Here is a 16,310-nt window from a genome sequence, read left to right as displayed (position 1 = left end):
GAGCTGCTCCCGCGTCCCTCTAGATGCTCTGCGGCCTCAGCCTCGCCGTCTGGTCGGGGCTGGGGGCGTCCGGGGTGCCGGCCACCAGGGCGCTGCCGTCGCGCCACTTCTTCCAGTCGAGGTTCCAGTCGCCGAAGCCGTTGCCGAAGGGCTCCATGGTGTCGCCCTCCGAGTTGACGACCTGGACCACGTCGCCCTCGTGGACGGTGTTGAAGAACCACTCGGCGTTGGACGTGCTCATGCCGGTGCAGCCGTGGCTGACGTTGGCGTAGCCCTGGGAGCCGACCGACCAGGGAGCGGCGTGGACGTACTCACCGCTCCAGGTGACGCGGGTGGCGTAGTAGACCGGGAGGTCGTACGAGTCCGAGGAACCCTCGGCGATCCCGATGCTGGTGCCGCGCATGCGTACGAAGTACTCCTTGGCCAGCACGACCTTGACGCCGTTACGGGTGTCGAAGCCCGGCTTGCCGGTCGTGACCGGGAGCTCGTTGATGACCTCGTTGTTCTTGTAGACCTTCATCGAGTGTGACGCGGCGTCCGTCACGGCGATGATGCGGTCGCCGGTGGTCAGCTTCAGGGGCTTGGCCTTGCCGCCCCAGAGCCGGTCGCCGATCTTGATGCCCTCCAGCTCGCTGCGGACCTGGATCGTGGCGTGGGCGGGCCAGTACTCCTTGGGCCGGTAGTGGAGCTCCTTGTCGTCCACCCAGTGCCAGGCGCCCGGTACGGCGGGCGTGGAGTCGACTCTGAGGGCGCGCTCGATGACGGCCCGCTGGGCCTTGTCCTTGACGGGTCTGTCCAGCTTGGCGGTGACGGGCTGGCCGACGCCGTACGTGCCCGACTTGGGGCCGAAGGTGACCTTCAGGCGCGTCTTGCCCAGCGGCTTGCTGGTGTCGAAGTCGAGGACCCTGCGGCCCGGGGCCCCGTCCTCGTCCTCGGTGCTCACCCGGACGGTGTAGTGGGCGTTTGCGGCCAGTGGGGAGGTGCTGCGCCAGCGGGTGCCGTCGGCGGAGAGTTCGCCCGCCAGATAGCGGCCTGTGGCGTCCGTGGCCGTGACGTCGGTGATGCGGCCGTCGTCGTCATCGGCGGTGACCTCGAGCGGCTTGTCCGGGTCGGCCTTCTTGCCGCCGCCCGTGGGCGCGTTGAAGGCGATCTGGTCCGCCGCGTCGAACGGCGTGGCCGCCAGCGGGTTCCCGTCGGACCCGCAGGCGGCGGCGCTCGCGCCGAGGGCGATCACCAGCAGCGTGCAGCTCACGACGGTGCGGGTACGCGGTGCGTGGTTCATGGCTTCACGCTAGGAAGCCCCGTCAAGAACGGCGCGCTGAGTGACTCGTACGAGGGACAAGGATTGCGGCAAAAGCAGGAGCCCGGACCCTCCTGACGGAGTGTCCGGGCTCCTGATGAGCTCCGCTCGTGCTACTGCGTGCGGTTCTCACCGCGGTAGTACTCGAAGACCCAGCCGTACAGGCCGACGAGGATCACCGGCAACGAGAAATACAGCAGCCACCAGCCGATCGCGACCGACAGGAAGGCGAGGGCGCCGCCGAAGCCGAGGGCGAGCGGCTGCCAGCTGTGCGGGCTGAAGAACCCGACCTCGCCGGCGTCGTCCGCGACGTCGGCCTCCTTGTTGTCCTGCGCGCCGGCGTCCACCCGCCGGGCCGTGAAGCCCAGGTAGAAGCCGATCATGATGGACAGGCCGAAGGCCAGGAAGAGCGCGGTGGTACCGGCCGGCTCCTTCGACCACACGCCATAGACGATCGCCATGACGAGGATGAAGACGCTCAGCCAGATGAACATCCGTCCTTGGATCTTCACTTGCCGGCCTCCTTGGCACCGGAGAGGGCCTTCTCACCGTGACCGGCGTTCTCGAGCTGGTCGAGAGCGGCGATCTCCGGGTGGTGAAGGTCGAACGCCGGGGATTCACTGCGGATCCGCGGCAGGGTGAGGAAGTTGTGGCGCGGCGGCGGGCAGGAGGTCGCCCACTCCAGGGAGCGGCCGTAGCCCCACGGGTCGTCGACGCCGACCGGCTTGCCGTACTTGGCCGTCTTCCACACGTTGTAGAGGAACGGCAGGATCGACAGGCCGAGCACGAAGGAGCTGATCGTCGAGATCGTGTTCAGGGCGGTGAAGCCGTCGGCCGCCAGGTAGTCGGCGTACCGACGCGGCATGCCCTCGGCGCCCAGCCAGTGCTGGACCAGGAAGGTGCCGTGGAAGCCGATGAACAGCGTCCAGAACGTGATCTTGCCGAGGCGCTCGTCGAGCATCTTGCCGGTGAACTTCGGCCACCAGAAGTGGAAGCCGGAGAACATCGCGAAGACGACGGTGCCGAAGACGACGTAGTGGAAGTGCGCCACCACGAAGTACGAGTCCGAGACGTGGAAGTCCAGCGGGGGCGAGGCCAGGATGACACCGGTCAGACCACCGAAGGTGAAGGTGATCAGGAAGCCGGTGGCCCAGAGCATCGGGGTCTCGAAACTCAGGGACCCCTTCCACATCGTTCCGATCCAGTTGAAGAACTTCACGCCCGTCGGTACGGCGATGAGGAACGTCATGAAGGAGAAGAACGGGAGCAGCACACCGCCGGTGACGTACATGTGGTGAGCCCACACCGTCACGGACAGACCCGCGATCGCGATGGTGGCCGCGATCAGACCCATGTAGCCGAACATCGGCTTGCGGGAGAAGACCGGGATGACCTCGGAGATGATGCCGAAGAACGGCAGGGCGATGATGTACACCTCTGGATGGCCGAAGAACCAGAAGAGGTGTTGCCACAGCAACGCTCCGCCGTTCGCGGCATCGAAGACGTGTGCCCCGAATTTCCGATCCGCCTCCAGCGCGAACAGCGCGGCGGCGAGCACGGGGAAGGCGAGCAGGACCAGCACCGCGGTCAGCAGCACGTTCCACACGAAGATCGGCATGCGGAACATGGTCATGCCCGGTGCGCGCATGCAGATGATCGTGGTGATGAAGTTGACCGCGCCGAGGATCGTGCCGAAGCCGGAGAAGGCCAGACCCATGATCCACAGGTCGGCGCCGATGCCCGGAGAGCGGACGGCGTCGGAGAGCGGGGAGTAGGCGAACCAGCCGAAGTCGGCCGCACCCGAGGGGGTGAGGAAGCCGCCGACAGCGATCGTCGAGCCGAACAGGTACAGCCAGTAGGCGAACATGTTCAGCCGCGGGAACGCCACGTCGGGCGCGCCGATCTGCAGCGGCATGATCCAGTTGGTGAAGCCGGCGAACAGCGGCGTCGCGAACATCAGCAGCATGATCGTGCCGTGCATCGTGAACGCCTGGTTGAACTGCTCGTTCGACATGATCTGCAGACCCGGCCGGGCCAGCTCGGCGCGCATGAAGAGCGCCATCACGCCGCCGATGAGGAAGAAGGCGAACGACGTGACCAGGTACATCGTGCCGATCGTCTTGTGGTCAGTGGTGGTGAGCCACTTGATGACCACGCTGCCGCGGTTCTGGCGCCGGACCGGCAGTTCGTCCGCGTAGTGGGACCCTGCTTCGGCGGCACCCTGGGGTTCGTTGAGGATGCTCACAGGTTCGTCGTCTCCCGGTCCTTCTCGTGGGCGGTCTGCTCGATGCCCGCGGGAACGTAACCGGTCTGCCCCTTCTTCGCGAGGTCCTTGAGGTGCTGCTCGTAGCGCTCGGGAGAGACGACCTTCACGTTGAACAGCATCCGGGAGTGGTCGACGCCGCACAGCTCGGCGCACTTACCCATGAAGGTGCCCTCCTTGTTGGGGGTCACCTCGAAGGCGTTGGTGTGGCCCGGAATGACGTCCTGCTTCATCAGGAACGGCACCACCCAGAAGGAGTGGATGACGTCACGCGAGGTGAGGACGAAGCGGACCTTCTTGCCCTTGGGGAGCCAGAGGGTCGGGCCGGGGTTTCCGGTCTGCGGGTTCCGCGTGGCGGGCGTACCGAAGTCGTAGACACCGCCGGCGTTCGCCGGGAAGTCGTTCTTGAACCGGGTCGGAATCGCGTCCAGGTTCTTGTCGGTCTTCGCGTCGCCCGTGGAACCCGCGACGGGCTCGATGTAGTTGAAGGCCCAGCTCCACTGGTAGCCGACGACGTTGACGGTGACGTCGGGCTCATCCTTGAGGCTGAGGAGCTTCGACTCGTCGCGGGCCGTGAAGTAGAAGAGGACCGAGACGATGACGAGCGGAACGACCGTGTACAGCGCCTCGATCGGCATGTTGTACCGGGTCTGCGGAGGAACCTCGACCTTGGTACGGCTGCGCCGGTGGAAGATCGTGCTCCACAGGATCAGGCCCCACACCAGCACACCGGTGGCCAGCGCGGCAGCCCAGGAGCCCTGCCACAGGGAGAGGATCCGCGGAGCCTCTTCCGTGGTCGGGGTGGGCATACCAAGGCGGGGGAAGTCTTCCCAGTTGTACGAGCAACCGGTGGCGGTCGCCAGGACCAGGCCCGCAATCATTGCCTGCAGCAGCTTCCGCCGCATCGGGCGCCGCGGCGAGCGGTCGGAGCCGTTGGGACTCACGTAGCGCCTTCCCGAGAGTCTCGCCCGCGCGGATTGGCTGCGGCCTGCCCTTACTCGGTGGTCGGTCGCCGCCCTGCGTCGGGCAGGGGTTTGGATGTTTATGCGGACCAAACCCTAGCCGACGCTCTCCGGGGGTTCAGCGGGAGGGGTGCCTACTGGGTGGGGGGTTAGCTGAATTGGCGGCTGCGGGCCTTTTGTGCCTGGTCACGCCGTCCAGGGAGTTAGCGTTGCAGTGTGTCCTACTTCGACGCTGCTTCCAGTGCTCCCCTTCATCCCGTCGCACGTCAGGCGCTGTTGGCCTCCTTGGACGAAGGATGGGCTGATCCCGCCCGGTTGTACCGGGAGGGGCGGCGGGCTCGGCTGCTGTTGGATGCCGCTCGGGAGGCCGCTGCCGAGGCCGTGGGGTGCCGGCCTGACGAACTGACCTTCACGTCCTCCGGGACGCGGGCCGTGCACAGCGGGATCGCGGGGGCGCTTGCCGGTCGTCGTCGCATCGGACGTCACCTGATCGTGTCAGCCGTCGAACACTCCTCGGTACTCCATTCGGCGGAGCTGTTCGAGGTGACCGAGGTTCCGGTGAGCCGTACGGGAGCGGTGAGCCCGCAGGCGTACGTCGATGCCCTTCGCCCCGATACCGCGCTGGCCTGCCTCCAGTCGGCGAACCATGAGGTGGGGACCGTGCAGCCGGTGGCCGAGGTGGCCGCCGTGTGCCGTCGGGCGGGGGTGCCGTTGCTGGTGGACGCGGCGCAGTCGCTCGGGTGGGGGCCGGTCGAGGGCGAGTGGTCGCTGTTGACCGCCAGCGCGCACAAGTGGGGCGGTCCGTCGGGGGTCGGCCTGCTCGCCGTACGAAAAGGTGTCCGCTTCTCCCCCCAGGGACCCGCCGACGAGCGGGAGTCGGGGCGGGCGCCGGGGTTCGAGAACCTGCCGGCCGTCGTCGCGGCGGCGGCCTCGCTGCGGGCGGTGCGGGCCGAGGCCGCGCAAGAGGCCGTACGGCTGCGGGAGCTGACGGCGCGGATCCGGGCCCGGGTGCCGCGGCTGGTGCCGGACGTGGACGTGGTGGGCGATCCCGAGAAGCGGCTGCCGGGGATCGTCACCTTCTCCTGTCTCTATGTCGACGGAGAGACCTTGCTGCACGAGCTGGATCGCGCCGGTTTCTCCGTCTCCTCCGGTTCGTCCTGCACGAGCAGCACGCTGACGCCGAGCCATGTGCTGAAGGCGATGGGCGTACTGAGTGAGGGGAATGTGCGGGTGTCGTTGCCGCCGGGAGCGACCTCCGAGGAGGTCGAGCGTTTCCTGGAGGTGCTGCCGGGGGCGGTGGCGGCGGTGCGGGAGAAGCTGGGCGCACCGACGCCTTCGGCCGTGGTACGGGAGGACTCACTTGTCGTGGACGCCCTCGGCAAGCGGTGCCCGATCCCGGTCATCGAACTGGCCAAGGTGATCGGAGACGTTCCGGTGGGCGGGACCGTCCGGGTCCTGTCGGACGACGAGGCGGCCCGCCTCGATGTCCCGGCGTGGTGCGAGATGCGGGAGCAGGAGTACGTGGGAGAGGAACCGGCGGACAACGGAACGGCATATGTGATCCGCCGGATCAGGTGATTCAGGTGATTCAGGTGATGACGGGACTCAGCCCAGGTGCCCCTGGACCTCGGACGCGGCCTCGTCCCCGTACGCCTTGGTGAACCGCTCCATGAAGTCCCCCCGCCGCAGCCGGTACTCCTGCGTCCCCACGGTCTCGATGACGAGCGTCGCCAGCATGCAGCCCACCTGAGCCGCCCGCTCCAGCGAGACCCCCCAGGCCAGCCCCGACAGGAACCCGGCGCGGAACGCGTCGCCGACCCCCGTGGGGTCCGCCTTGCGCTCCTCCTCCGCGCAGCCGACGACGATCGGCTCCTCGCCGACCCGGTCGATCCGCACACCCTGCGCCCCGAGCGTCGTGACCCGGTGGCCCACCCTGGCCAGGATCTCGGCGTCGGACCAGCCCGTCTTGGACTCGATGAGCCCCTTCTCGTACTCGTTGGAGAAGAGATACGTGGCGCCGTCCAGCAGTATCCGGATCTCGTCGCCGTTCATCCGGGCGATCTGCTGGGAGAAGTCCGCGGCGAAGGGGATGCCGCGCGACCGGCACTCCTCGGTGTGGCGGAGCATCGCCTCGGGGTCGTCGGCACCGATGAGGACGAGGTCGAGGCCGTCGACCCGGTCGGCCACCGTCTTGAGTTCGATCTGGCGGGCCTCGCTCATCGCGCCCGTGTAGAAGGAGCCGATCTGGTTGTGGTCGGCGTCGGTGGTGCACACGAAGCGGGCGGTGTGCAGGGTCTCGGAGATGCGGACGGACGCGGTGTCGACGCCGTGCCGGTCGAGCCAGGCGCGGTACTCGTCGAAGTCGAAGCCCGCGGCGCCGACGAGGATCGGCTTGGTGCCGAGCTGGCCCATGCCGAAGGCGATGTTCGCACCGACGCCTCCCCTGCGCACGTCGAGGTTGTCGACCAGGAAGGAGAGCGAGACCGTGTGCAGTTGGTCCGCGACGAACTGGTCGGCGAAGCGGCCGGGGAAGGTCATGAGGTGGTCGGTGGCGATGGAGCCGGTGACTGCGATGCGCACGGCGTGGCTCTCCTGGGGGGAGGGTGTATTGACGGTTCACGCTATCGGGTCCGTATGGGGTACTGCGAGGCGGCCGACGGCGCGGTGAAGCAGGAAAAACTACCCGATAGTAGATCTTTCTTCGCGGGCCCGGGCGTGCATACGGTGCCGTCATGACCAACCTTGAGCTGTACGTCTCCGCCCCTGCCGACCTGGACGGGGGCCTCGCGTCGCTGCTCGGTGACTGCGCCCGGATGGCTCCGCACTGGGCGGTTCCCGACCGGATCGTTTCCCTTCCGGTTTCTCCCTCCCTCATCCACGGCGTGACGGTTCCCGAGGGCTCCGCCCGGCTGCTGGAGGCGATGTCGGAGTACGGCGACTGAGGCAGGGCGCTCGCGTCGGCGCGTTCGAGGGAACCGCGCGCTCCCCCGCTGCGTCCCATCGCCGTCCCCCGGAAAGGGGATGCGGGATACGACCCGTTTGCCGACCTTTTTGACAGGGTCTGGTCAGGGTCGAGGGACAGTTGCGCAGCAGAAGGAGCGATGCGGTGAACACCGAGCGACCCGACAACGACGAGGCCTCCGGCGGCGGGGACGGGAGCTCTGCGGAAGCGCGCGGTGCGGGGGCGGTCGGCGCCGACGACGTGAGCGGGGCCGAGGAGACGCGGGGTTCCGACGCTCTCGGCGACGAGACGAGCCCCGCCGTTACGCCCCTGGAGGGGGAGAGCCACGCGGGCGCCGATCAGGGCGGCGGAGCCGAAGGCACCGAGGAAGCCGGCGCCACCGGAGGCCCGGCAGAACGCACCGAGGAAGCCAGTGCCACCCGAGGCCCGGCAGAACACACCGAGGAAGCAGCGGACGACTCGCCGGCCTCCGGCACCGCGGCCGATGCCGCGGCCGACGAGGCGGACGGCCCCGCGGCCCCCGGCGCCCATGCCGACGCTGACACGCCACAGGCTCCCGCCGATGGCGACAGCGCGGCGACTCCCGGCCGCACCGGCCTCGGCAAGCTCCCCGCACCCGACGCCGCTGTCGGCCCGGACGTGCCCGCGGGCCTGGACACCGGTCTCGATCAGACTCAGCCCCCCGCGCCGGATACCGCCGTCGCGGGGGCGGGGTCCGACCACGATCACGTTCCCGCCGTCGCCGCCCTCTCCGCCCCCGACGCACCCCGTTCCGGTGGGCACCGCTCCCCGGCCGTCGTCGCCGCCGTCGCCGCTGCCGTCCTGCTGGTCGGGGGTGGTGGGGCGTACCTCGCCGCCAGTACCGCCGGAGGGTCCGGCGACGGCACGGCCTCCGGCGCGTCGGGGGACGACACTCCTCCGCCCCTCGCGCTCGACGGCTACAGCAAGAGTGGTGGTGCGGGGAACGGGATCGCCCCCGGGGAGCCGAATCCGTACGGCGTGACGTACCGCGTCGACGGCAGCCTCCCGGAGGGGCCCAACTCGGCGCCGGTCTACCGGACCCAGGGGCAGGTCACCGAGGACGACGTGGCGCGGCTCGCCGGGGCGCTCGGGGTCGACGGCACGCCGGTGGCGCAGGGGCAGGTCTGGCGGGTCGGGGCCAGGGACGGTTCGGGACCGAGTCTCCAGGTGAACCGGCAGGCGCCGGGCGCGTGGACCTTCCAGCGTTACTCCCCCGTCATCGACAACTGTGACAGCGCCACCGTGTGCGGTGCGGAGCAGACCCCCACCGGATCTCCGGTGAGCGTGGCGGTCGCGGAGAAGGCCGCCGCGCCGGTACTGAAGGCGGCGGGTCAGGACCGCGCGAAGCTGGACGCGAGCCAGGTCATGGGCGCCCAGCGGGTCGTGAACGCCGATCCGGTCGTGGGCGGGCTGCCCACGTACGGCTGGACGACCGGCGTCACCGTGAACGGCCAGGGCGACGTGGTCGGCGGCACCGGCCAGTTGAAGGCGCCGGTGAAGAGCGACACGTATCCCGTGCTGAGCGCCGAGAAGACGCTTGGCCTGCTGAACAAGGTGCCCGCGACCGGCCACCGCATGGGCATCGGCGGCTGCGCCAGTCCCGTACCGCTCAAGGACCGCTTGGAGGCGCCCTGCGGGGAGTCGACGGCGAGCCCCGCGAAGAACACGCTCGCCGTCGAGAAGGCGGTGTTCGGGCTGGCGTCGCATCTCGTGGCCGGCCGGCCGGCGCTGGTGCCGTCCTGGCTGTTCGAGGTGCGGGCGTCGGGCGCGAAGGACGCCTTCACGGTGACGTATCCGGCGGTCGACCCGACGTACATCGCCTCCACGGCGACGGCGACGCCCACGTCACCCGCCACACCCACGGCACCCTCGGACCAGCCGACCTCCGCGCCGAAGACGCGCGACGTCAAGGTGGACGGCTACTCGGCCGAGGGCGACGAGCTGACCCTGAGCTTCACGGGCGGGGTGTGCGGGGACTACGCGGCGACGGCGAGCGAGACCTCGGACGAGGTGACGGCCAAGGTGACCTATACGCCGTGGCCGGACAAGGTCTGCATCGCGATCGCCAAGGAGATCCAGAAGACCGTGCCGCTCGACGCGCCGCTCGGTGACCGCAAGGTCGTGAGCACGGACGGCAAGGAGATCCCGCTGAAGAAGGCGGGTGCGCGGCTGCCGGAGACCTCCGGGGCCCGGTAGTCCTGGAGATACGAGAAGGCGGCGGCCCCGTCGGAGGGGGCCGCCGCCTTCTGTCGTTCGAGCCTTGGTCGAACCCGTGGCTTAGCTGAAGGAGTCGCCGCAGGCGCAGGAGCCGGTCGCGTTCGGGTTGTCGATCGTGAAGCCCTGCTTCTCGATGGTGTCCACGAAGTCGATGGACGCGCCGCCGAGGTACGGAGCGCTCATGCGGTCGGTGACGACCTTGACGCCACCGAAGTCCTTGACGACGTCCCCGTCGAGGGAACGCTCGTCGAAGAAGAGCTGGTAACGCAGGCCGGAGCAGCCGCCGGGCTGAACGGCGACGCGCAGGGCCAGGTCCTCACGGCCTTCCTGGTCGAGCAGGGCCTTGACCTTCGCCGCGGCGGCGTCGGACAGGATGATGCCGTCGGTGACGGTGCCGGTCTCGTCCGATACGGACATCTACATCTCTCCCGGGTTGTACGGAGACTGCTTACCGACGATTGCAACCGCCGGGGCCGCGGATTCATTCCGGGCCGAGCAACTTGTCTTTTCGCCTGTCCCCTTCATGCTCGCACACCCGCGACGAAGCGAACAGCGGCCCGAGAACCACCCCTCCCGGGAGGACCGGGATTCACGTCACATCGACGTTATAGCCATCGTCAAAGTGACGTGAACCGGGTTATGATAGATAGCGTCAGATCGACGAAAAGTAGAAAGGGTGCGTGACGTGACCACCGCCCAGACCACGGAGCTCGACGTACAGCCGACTCCGCTCGCCCTGTTGCTGCTCGGCCGCGAGGCCGACCCGAGGAGCGAGCGGGGCGTCGAGTGTCCCGGCGACCTGCCCTCGCCCTCCGACCCCGACCTGGTCGAGCGCGCCCGCGCGGCCAAGGAGAAGCTCGGCGACAAGGTGTTCGTCCTCGGCCACCACTACCAGCGTGACGAGGTCATCCAGTTCGCCGACGTCACGGGCGACTCCTTCAAGCTGGCCCGGGACGCGGCCGCGCGCCCGGAGGCCGAGTACATCGTGTTCTGCGGTGTGCACTTCATGGCCGAGTCGGCGGACATCCTCACGTCCGACGACCAGAAGGTGGTCCTCCCCGACCTCGCCGCCGGCTGCTCCATGGCCGACATGGCGACGGCCGAGCAGGTCGCCGAGTGCTGGGACGTGCTCACCGAGGCCGGCATAGCCGAGCAGGTCGTGCCGGTGTCGTACATGAACTCCTCGGCGGACATCAAGGCGTTCACGGGCAAGCACGGCGGCACCATCTGCACGTCGTCCAACGCCAAGAAGGCTCTCGAGTGGGCCTTCGAGCAGGGCGAGAAGGTGCTGTTCCTCCCCGACCAGCATCTCGGCCGCAACACCGCCGTGCGGGACATGGGGATGACGCTGGAGGACTGCGTCCTCTACAACCCGCACAAGCCGAACGGCGGCCTGACCGCCGAGCAGCTGCGCGACGCGAAGATGATCCTGTGGCGCGGCCACTGCTCGGTGCACGGCCGCTTCTCGCTGGACTCGGTGGAGGACGTCCGCGCCCGGATCCCCGGTGTGAACGTCCTCGTGCACCCCGAGTGCAAGCACGAGGTCGTGGCCGCGGCGGACTACGTCGGCTCGACCGAGTACATCATCAAGGCGCTGGAGGCGGCCCCGGCCGGCTCCAAGTGGGCCATCGGCACCGAGCTCAATCTCGTACGACGGCTCGCGAACCGTTTCGCCCCCGAGGGCAAGGAGATCGTCTTCCTGGACAAGACGGTCTGCTTCTGCTCGACCATGAACCGCATCGACCTGCCCCACCTGGTCTGGACCCTGGAGTCCCTGGCCGAGGGCAAGCTCGTGAACCGGATCGAGGTCGACAAGGAGACCGAGGCGTTCGCGAAGCTGGCCCTGGAGCGGATGCTGGCGCTGCCGTAGGCCCGTGTCGAGCCACGCTCACCCCGACGCGGAGGTCCGCTCGGGGTGGGCGGGGTCGAGGGTGAAGACGTCGCCGGACGGGGTGGTGACGACCAGGGCGCCCTCGTGGAGCAGCACCCTGGGAAGCCGCTCGGTCAGTGCGCTCACCCACTTGGCGCGCGGCAGGGTTTCCCACAGCAGCGTGCCCTCCTTGGCGTCCAGGGCCGCGACCCGGCCGCTGGCGCTGGCCAGATAGACCACGCGGGCGCGCGGAGCGGGGGTGACACCGCCCGGCTGCTCCAGGCTCGTCGAGGTCTGCCACAGCTGCTTGCCCGTGCGGACCGACACAGCGGTCACCCGGCCCGAGGTGCCGGTGAACCACAGGGTGCCGTCCGCCGTCGTCGCGGTGCCCTCGAACTCCTTGGCCAGCTCCGTCGTCGTGGCGGCGCCCGTGTCCGGATCCACCAGCCGGATCCGGGAGAAGGGTCCCTTGTACTCGGAGGCCCGTTGCCCTGCGTCGAGGTAGAGCAGGCGGCCGTCGTACGTGCCGACGAGAATCGCCTGCCTGGGCACCGTCAGGCGCCGCACCGAGCCGTCGGAGCGGTCGAAACTCAGAACCAGCGTGTCCTTGCTGGCCGTCATGGCGGGTGCGCACTCCAGGTAGAGGCCCTCGTTCGAGCGCGCCGGGTCGCACTGCATCCCCGACGGAAGCGGCGCCTTCCAGCGCTCGGCGCCGGTGCGCGCCGAACGTGCGGTCACCGATCCGCGCTCCATGTCCGGGACGAGCAGAAGGTCGCCCGAAAGGTACGGGTGGCTCGACTCGGAGTCCAGCGTGCGGCGCCACAGCCGTTCCCCTGTCCCGGTATCGAGGGCGATGACCGAGACCACGACATCCCCGCCCTCGGGCTGGTAGCGCTGCTGGACCAGCATGACGCCGTCCGCGACCCCGAGGAGCGAGAAGACGTACGACCTCTTCCTCACGACGGACGGCACCCCGTCGGCGCGCCAGTCGACCCGGCCGGTGACACCGTCGAGGCGCACAGGCAGAACCGCGTCGCCCGCGCAGTAGACGGAACCCTCGTGCATCTGGCATTCCGGGCCGCTGTCCATCCCTCCCTCAAGGAGGGTGATCCCCTTCTTCAGGCCCCGCTCGGCGTCGGCGTACACCGTCGTCTGCCACGGTTGCCAGCCACTGGGCAACGCCGTCCAGCGAGAGGTGGCGGCCCGCGCACCGGCCGTACCGCCGCCCTCGGCGTCGCCGTCGGTGCGTCCCGGGCCGGTCAGCAGGTACGAGGTCAGCCCGACGGCCAGCACGCCGATGGTGGCGGTCGCCGCCCACAGCGGGCGCAGCCGACGCCGGCGGCCGGGCGACGTGGCCGACTCCGGGTCCGGGGCCCCGGTGTCGGAGGGGTCCGGCAGGCCCCCGCGCATGGTCACCGTCCGCGGGGGCTCCGCCGCCTCCTCCTCGGGCAGTACCCGCGCGAGCTCCCGGGCCACGTCGTCCAGTCCGGGCCGGTCCTCGGCCTTCTTGGCCAGACAGCTCTCCAGGACCGTCCGCAGCTGCGGTCGTACGCCGTCCAGGACGGGTTCGTCGTGCACCACCTGGTACGCCGTGAGGTAGGGGCTGTCCGCGTCGAACGGCCCCCGCCCCGTGAGGGTGTACACCAGCAGCGCGCCGAGCGCGAAGACGTCGGAGGCCGGGCCGACGGTGCGGGCGTCGGTGAGCTGTTCCGGGGACATGAAGGGCGGCGTGCCGATCATCTGGCCGGTCTCGGTGAGCGGGTTGTTCTCCGCCGCCCGGGAGATGCCGAAGTCGATGACGCGGGGGCCGTCGTCGGCCATCAGGACGTTCGCTGGCTTGAGGTCGCGGTGCACGACACCGGCACGGTGGATGTCCCGGAGGGCCTCCACCAACCCCAGTGCCAGGCGCCGCAGTTCGGTCTCCCGCAGCGGGCCGCGCTCGGAGATCCGGTCGGCGAGCGAACGGCCGGGGACGTACTGGGTCGCCATCCACGGCCGCGGCGCTTCCGGATCGGCGTCCACCACCGGTGCGGTGAAGGCGCCGCTCACCTTGCGAACGGCCTCTATCTCCTGGCGGAAGCGGGTGCGGAAGACGGGGTCCTCGGCGTACTGGGCGTGCACCACCTTCACCGCGACCTCGCGCCCGGAGCGGGATCTGCCCCGGTAGACGAAGCCCATTCCCCCCGACCCGAGCCGGTCGACCAGCTTGTACCCACCGACCGATTTCGGGTCGTCCTTGTTCAGCGGCACGCCCGCATCCCCTTCCCCCGTGCGGCATTCCGAGCACCCAGCATAGGTAACGGGGTGCCCGGCCCCGCCGCACGACGGTCCCGGGCCGCCCCGTCAGTACCGCGTACGGGAGTTGAGCCGGGCCGCCTGGCGGGTCAGGTAGTCGCGTTCGGCGAGGTTGGGGGCCTTGTGGGCGGCCTCGGCGTACAGGCGGGCCGCCGTCGTCACATCGCCGGCGCGTTCGTGGAGATAGGCCGCGGCCGCGGTGTGGCGGGGCAGCGAGTCCTTGATCACGGCCAGGGCGGCCAGGCCCGCGCGGGGGCCGTCCGCCTCGCCCACGGCGACCGCGCGGTTGAGGCGGACGACGGGGCTGTCGGTGAGGCGGGCGAGTTCGTCGTACCACTCGACGATCTGCACCCAGTCGGTCTCCCCGGCGGTGGGTGCGTCGGCGTGCAGGGCGGCGATCGCGGCCTGGGCCTGGAACTCACCCAGCCGGTCGCGGGCGAGCGCGGTCTGCAGGATCCGGACGCCCTCGGCGATCGCCGCGGTGTCCCAGCGGGTACGGTCCTGCTCGGCCAGCGGCACCAGACCGCCGTCGGGGGCGGTGCGGGAGGCGCGGCGGGCATGGTGGAGCAGCATGAGGGCGAGCAGCCCCGCGACCTCGGGGTGGTCGATGGCGCCGGCGAGCTGCCGGGTGAGCCGGATGGCCTCGGCGGCGAGGTCGACGTCGCCGGAGTAGCCCTCGTTGAAGACCAGGTAGAGAACGCGCAGCACGGTGCCCACGTCGCCGGGCTGGTCGAAGCGGACCCCGGAGACGGTGCGCTTGGCCCGGCTGATGCGCTGCGCCATGGTCGCCTCGGGCACGAGGTAGGCCTGGGCGATCTGGCGGGTGGTGAGTCCGCCGACGGCGCGCAGGGTGAGGGCGACGGCGGAGGACGGGGTGAGCGAGGGGTGGGCGCACAGGAAGTAGAGCTGGAGCGTGTCGTCCACGGCGGGCGTGGAGCCGGGCGCCGGTTCCTCCTCGATACGTTCCTCACGCCGGCGACGGGCGGTGTCCGAGCGGGTCGCGTCGAGGAACTTGCGCCAGGCCACGGTGACCAGCCAGCCCTTCGCGTCCCGCGGCGGGTCGGCCGGCCAGAGACGGACCGCCTCGACGAGCGCGTCCTGGACGGCGTCCTCGGCCGCCGCGAAGTCGGCGCCACGGCGGACGAGCACGGTGAGCACGCTCGGCGTGAGGCTTCTGAGCAGCGCCTCATCCACCGGCGTGGCACTCCGGGTCGGTGGGCGACGCCGCGTAGAACGGGCGCAGCTCCAGCCACTCGTGGATCGGCTTCCCGCCGGCCCCGGGGGCGGCCGACAGCTCCCCCGCCACCTCGACGGCCCGCTCGTAGCTGTCGACGTCGATCACCATCCAGCCGGCGATGAGGTCCTTGGTCTCGGCGAACGGTCCGTCGGTGACGGGCGGGCGCCCCTCGCCGTCGTACCGCACCCACGTCCCCTCGGGAGCGAGCGCCTGCCCGTCGACGTACTCCCCGGTCTTCACCAGCCGGTCCGCGAAGTCCCGCATGTACTGCACGTGTGCCGAGATCTCCTCGGGCGTCCACTGCTCCATGGGCACGTCGTTGGCCGGAGCCGGAGCGCCACGGTAGTGCTTCAGCAGCAGGTACTTCGCCATGGTGTCTCTCCTCGGTCCCGGTGCGACCCATTCTGGCCGCTCCCACCACGGGGACGGAGCGGGGCACGGGTTCTCGACATCACCGCGAGATTTCTTTTCACGGCCCTCGTCGGGTCATTCCACCTTCGGCCGGACCAGCCCCGACTCGTACGCGATCACCACGAGCTGGGCCCGGTCCCGGGCGCCCAGCTTGGACATGGCCCGGTTGACGTGGGTCTTGACGGTGAGCGGGCTGACCTCGAGGCGCTCGGCGATCTCGTCGTTGGAGTGACCACCGGCGACCTGGACGAGGACCTCGCGCTCGCGGACGGTGAGGGCGGCGAGGCGTTCGGAGCGCACCGGGTCGTTGTCGTCCGCGTCGCCCTGGGCGAGGAAGCGGGCGATCAGCCCCTTGGTGGCGGCCGGGGAGAGCAGGGCCTCGCCGCCGGCCGCGACCCGGATGGCGCTGAGGAGTTCCTCGGGTTCGCTGCCCTTGCCGAGGAAGCCGGAGGCACCGGCCCGCAGGGACTGCACGACGTAGTCGTCGACTTCGAAGGTGGTCAGGATGACCACGCGGACATGGGCGAGGCCGGGATCCTCGCTGATCATGCGGGTGGCCGCGAGGCCGTCCGTGCCGGGCATCCGGATGTCCATGAGGACGACGTCGGCGCGCTCCTGCCTGGTCAGTCGGACCGCCTCGGCGCCGTCGGACGCCTCGCCGACCACCTCCATGTCCGGCTCCGAGTCGACGAGCACACGGAACGCGCTGCGCAGCAGTGCCTGGTCGTCGGCGAGCAGGACACGGATCGTCATACGGGCTCTCCCGTGGCAG

Annotated in this window: 14 protein-coding genes; 4 read left to right on the top strand and 10 right to left on the bottom strand. The window is 69.9% G+C overall.

Annotation, left to right across the window (positions count from 1 at the left end; all coding sequences use genetic code 11):
• Nucleotides 1-19: 19 nt before the first annotated feature.
• The 4 genes from OG841_RS33825 to ctaC form a co-directional block, all read right to left on the bottom strand.
• Nucleotides 20-1,282 carry a L,D-transpeptidase gene (locus tag OG841_RS33825; protein ID WP_328637925.1) on the bottom strand — a complete coding sequence of 421 codons (1,263 nt, stop codon included), beginning with the start codon at nucleotides 1,280-1,282 and terminating at the stop codon, nucleotides 20-22.
• Between the two features lie 131 nt (nucleotides 1,283-1,413).
• Nucleotides 1,414-1,812, bottom strand: coding sequence for a cytochrome c oxidase subunit 4 (locus OG841_RS33820; protein WP_328637926.1), 399 nt, complete (start codon nucleotides 1,810-1,812; stop codon nucleotides 1,414-1,416).
• Complete coding sequence (gene ctaD / locus OG841_RS33815) at nucleotides 1,809-3,545, bottom strand: aa3-type cytochrome oxidase subunit I (protein WP_328637927.1); 1,737 nt, start codon at nucleotides 3,543-3,545, stop codon at nucleotides 1,809-1,811. The genes OG841_RS33820 and ctaD overlap by 4 nt, the downstream gene beginning before the upstream one ends.
• Nucleotides 3,542-4,507 carry an aa3-type cytochrome oxidase subunit II gene (ctaC, locus tag OG841_RS33810; protein ID WP_266380827.1) on the bottom strand — a complete coding sequence of 322 codons (966 nt, stop codon included), beginning with the start codon at nucleotides 4,505-4,507 and terminating at the stop codon, nucleotides 3,542-3,544. Before ctaC ends, ctaD begins: the two co-directional genes overlap by 4 nt.
• Before the next feature lie 234 nt (nucleotides 4,508-4,741).
• Between ctaC and OG841_RS33805 the strand changes: the two genes are divergently transcribed.
• Entirely contained in the window at nucleotides 4,742-6,103 is a 1,362-nt protein-coding gene (locus tag OG841_RS33805) for a cysteine desulfurase/sulfurtransferase TusA family protein (protein ID WP_365118313.1), read from the top strand.
• Nucleotides 6,104-6,130: 27 nt separating this feature from the next.
• Here the strand turns inward: OG841_RS33805 and OG841_RS33800 are convergent, their stop codons facing one another.
• A complete protein-coding gene (locus OG841_RS33800) occupies nucleotides 6,131-7,105 on the bottom strand; it encodes a carbohydrate kinase family protein (protein ID WP_365118310.1) in 975 nt (324 codons plus the stop codon).
• Between the two features lie 152 nt (nucleotides 7,106-7,257).
• On the opposite strand from OG841_RS33800, the gene OG841_RS33795 reads away from it, so the two are divergent.
• Both OG841_RS33795 and OG841_RS33790 read left to right on the top strand, forming a co-directional pair.
• Entirely contained in the window at nucleotides 7,258-7,467 is a 210-nt protein-coding gene (locus tag OG841_RS33795) for a hypothetical protein (RefSeq protein ID WP_306982631.1), read from the top strand.
• 164 nt (nucleotides 7,468-7,631) lie between these two features.
• Nucleotides 7,632-9,704 carry a hypothetical protein gene (locus OG841_RS33790; protein ID WP_328637930.1) on the top strand — a complete coding sequence of 691 codons (2,073 nt, stop codon included), beginning with the start codon at nucleotides 7,632-7,634 and terminating at the stop codon, nucleotides 9,702-9,704.
• Between the two features lie 81 nt (nucleotides 9,705-9,785).
• Here OG841_RS33790 and OG841_RS33785 read toward each other — a convergent pair whose 3' ends face one another.
• The gene (locus OG841_RS33785) at nucleotides 9,786-10,142 is read right to left on the bottom strand and encodes an iron-sulfur cluster assembly accessory protein (RefSeq protein ID WP_266525746.1); all 357 of its coding nucleotides are present in this window, start codon (nucleotides 10,140-10,142) and stop codon (nucleotides 9,786-9,788) included.
• A 268-nt stretch (nucleotides 10,143-10,410) separates the two neighbouring features.
• On the opposite strand from OG841_RS33785, the gene nadA reads away from it, so the two are divergent.
• Nucleotides 10,411-11,595, top strand: a complete 1,185-nt coding sequence (gene nadA, locus OG841_RS33780) for a quinolinate synthase NadA (RefSeq protein ID WP_057611825.1) — start codon at nucleotides 10,411-10,413, stop codon at nucleotides 11,593-11,595.
• Between the two features lie 18 nt (nucleotides 11,596-11,613).
• Here nadA and OG841_RS33775 read toward each other — a convergent pair whose 3' ends face one another.
• From OG841_RS33775 to OG841_RS33760, 4 genes are all read right to left on the bottom strand, one after another.
• On the bottom strand, nucleotides 11,614-13,845 hold the full coding sequence (locus OG841_RS33775; protein ID WP_371567884.1) for a serine/threonine-protein kinase: 2,232 nt from the start codon (nucleotides 13,843-13,845) through the stop codon (nucleotides 11,614-11,616).
• 93 nt (nucleotides 13,846-13,938) lie between these two features.
• Nucleotides 13,939-15,084: an RNA polymerase sigma factor gene (locus tag OG841_RS33770; protein WP_371567882.1), complete on the bottom strand. Its 1,146-nt coding sequence runs from the start codon at nucleotides 15,082-15,084 to the stop codon at nucleotides 13,939-13,941.
• Nucleotides 15,077-15,499, bottom strand: a complete 423-nt coding sequence (locus OG841_RS33765; protein ID WP_328637934.1) for a YciI family protein — start codon at nucleotides 15,497-15,499, stop codon at nucleotides 15,077-15,079. The genes OG841_RS33770 and OG841_RS33765 overlap by 8 nt, the downstream gene beginning before the upstream one ends.
• A 114-nt stretch (nucleotides 15,500-15,613) precedes the next feature.
• Nucleotides 15,614-16,291 carry a response regulator transcription factor gene (locus tag OG841_RS33760; protein ID WP_326669249.1) on the bottom strand — a complete coding sequence of 226 codons (678 nt, stop codon included), beginning with the start codon at nucleotides 16,289-16,291 and terminating at the stop codon, nucleotides 15,614-15,616.
• Nucleotides 16,292-16,310: the final 19 nt, after the last annotated feature.

Origin of the sequence: Streptomyces canus (genome assembly GCF_041435015.1) — a bacterium.
Taxonomy (GTDB): domain Bacteria; phylum Actinomycetota; class Actinomycetes; order Streptomycetales; family Streptomycetaceae; genus Streptomyces; species Streptomyces canus_G.
The sequence above is the reverse complement of the archived record's forward strand: the minus strand, read 5'-3'. Positions and strand labels throughout refer to the sequence as shown.

Coding starts and splice junctions, on each gene's coding strand:
- OG841_RS33825 (WP_328637925.1), bottom strand. CDS start 1,282: ATGAACCACGCACCGCGTACCCGCACCGTCGTGAGCTGCACGCTGCTG.
- OG841_RS33795 (WP_306982631.1), top strand. CDS start 7,258: ATGACCAACCTTGAGCTGTACGTCTCCGCCCCTGCCGACCTGGACGGG.
- OG841_RS33785 (WP_266525746.1), bottom strand. CDS start 10,142: ATGTCCGTATCGGACGAGACCGGCACCGTCACCGACGGCATCATCCTG.
- OG841_RS33765 (WP_328637934.1), bottom strand. CDS start 15,499: ATGGCGAAGTACCTGCTGCTGAAGCACTACCGTGGCGCTCCGGCTCCG.
- OG841_RS33760 (WP_326669249.1), bottom strand. CDS start 16,291: ATGACGATCCGTGTCCTGCTCGCCGACGACCAGGCACTGCTGCGCAGC.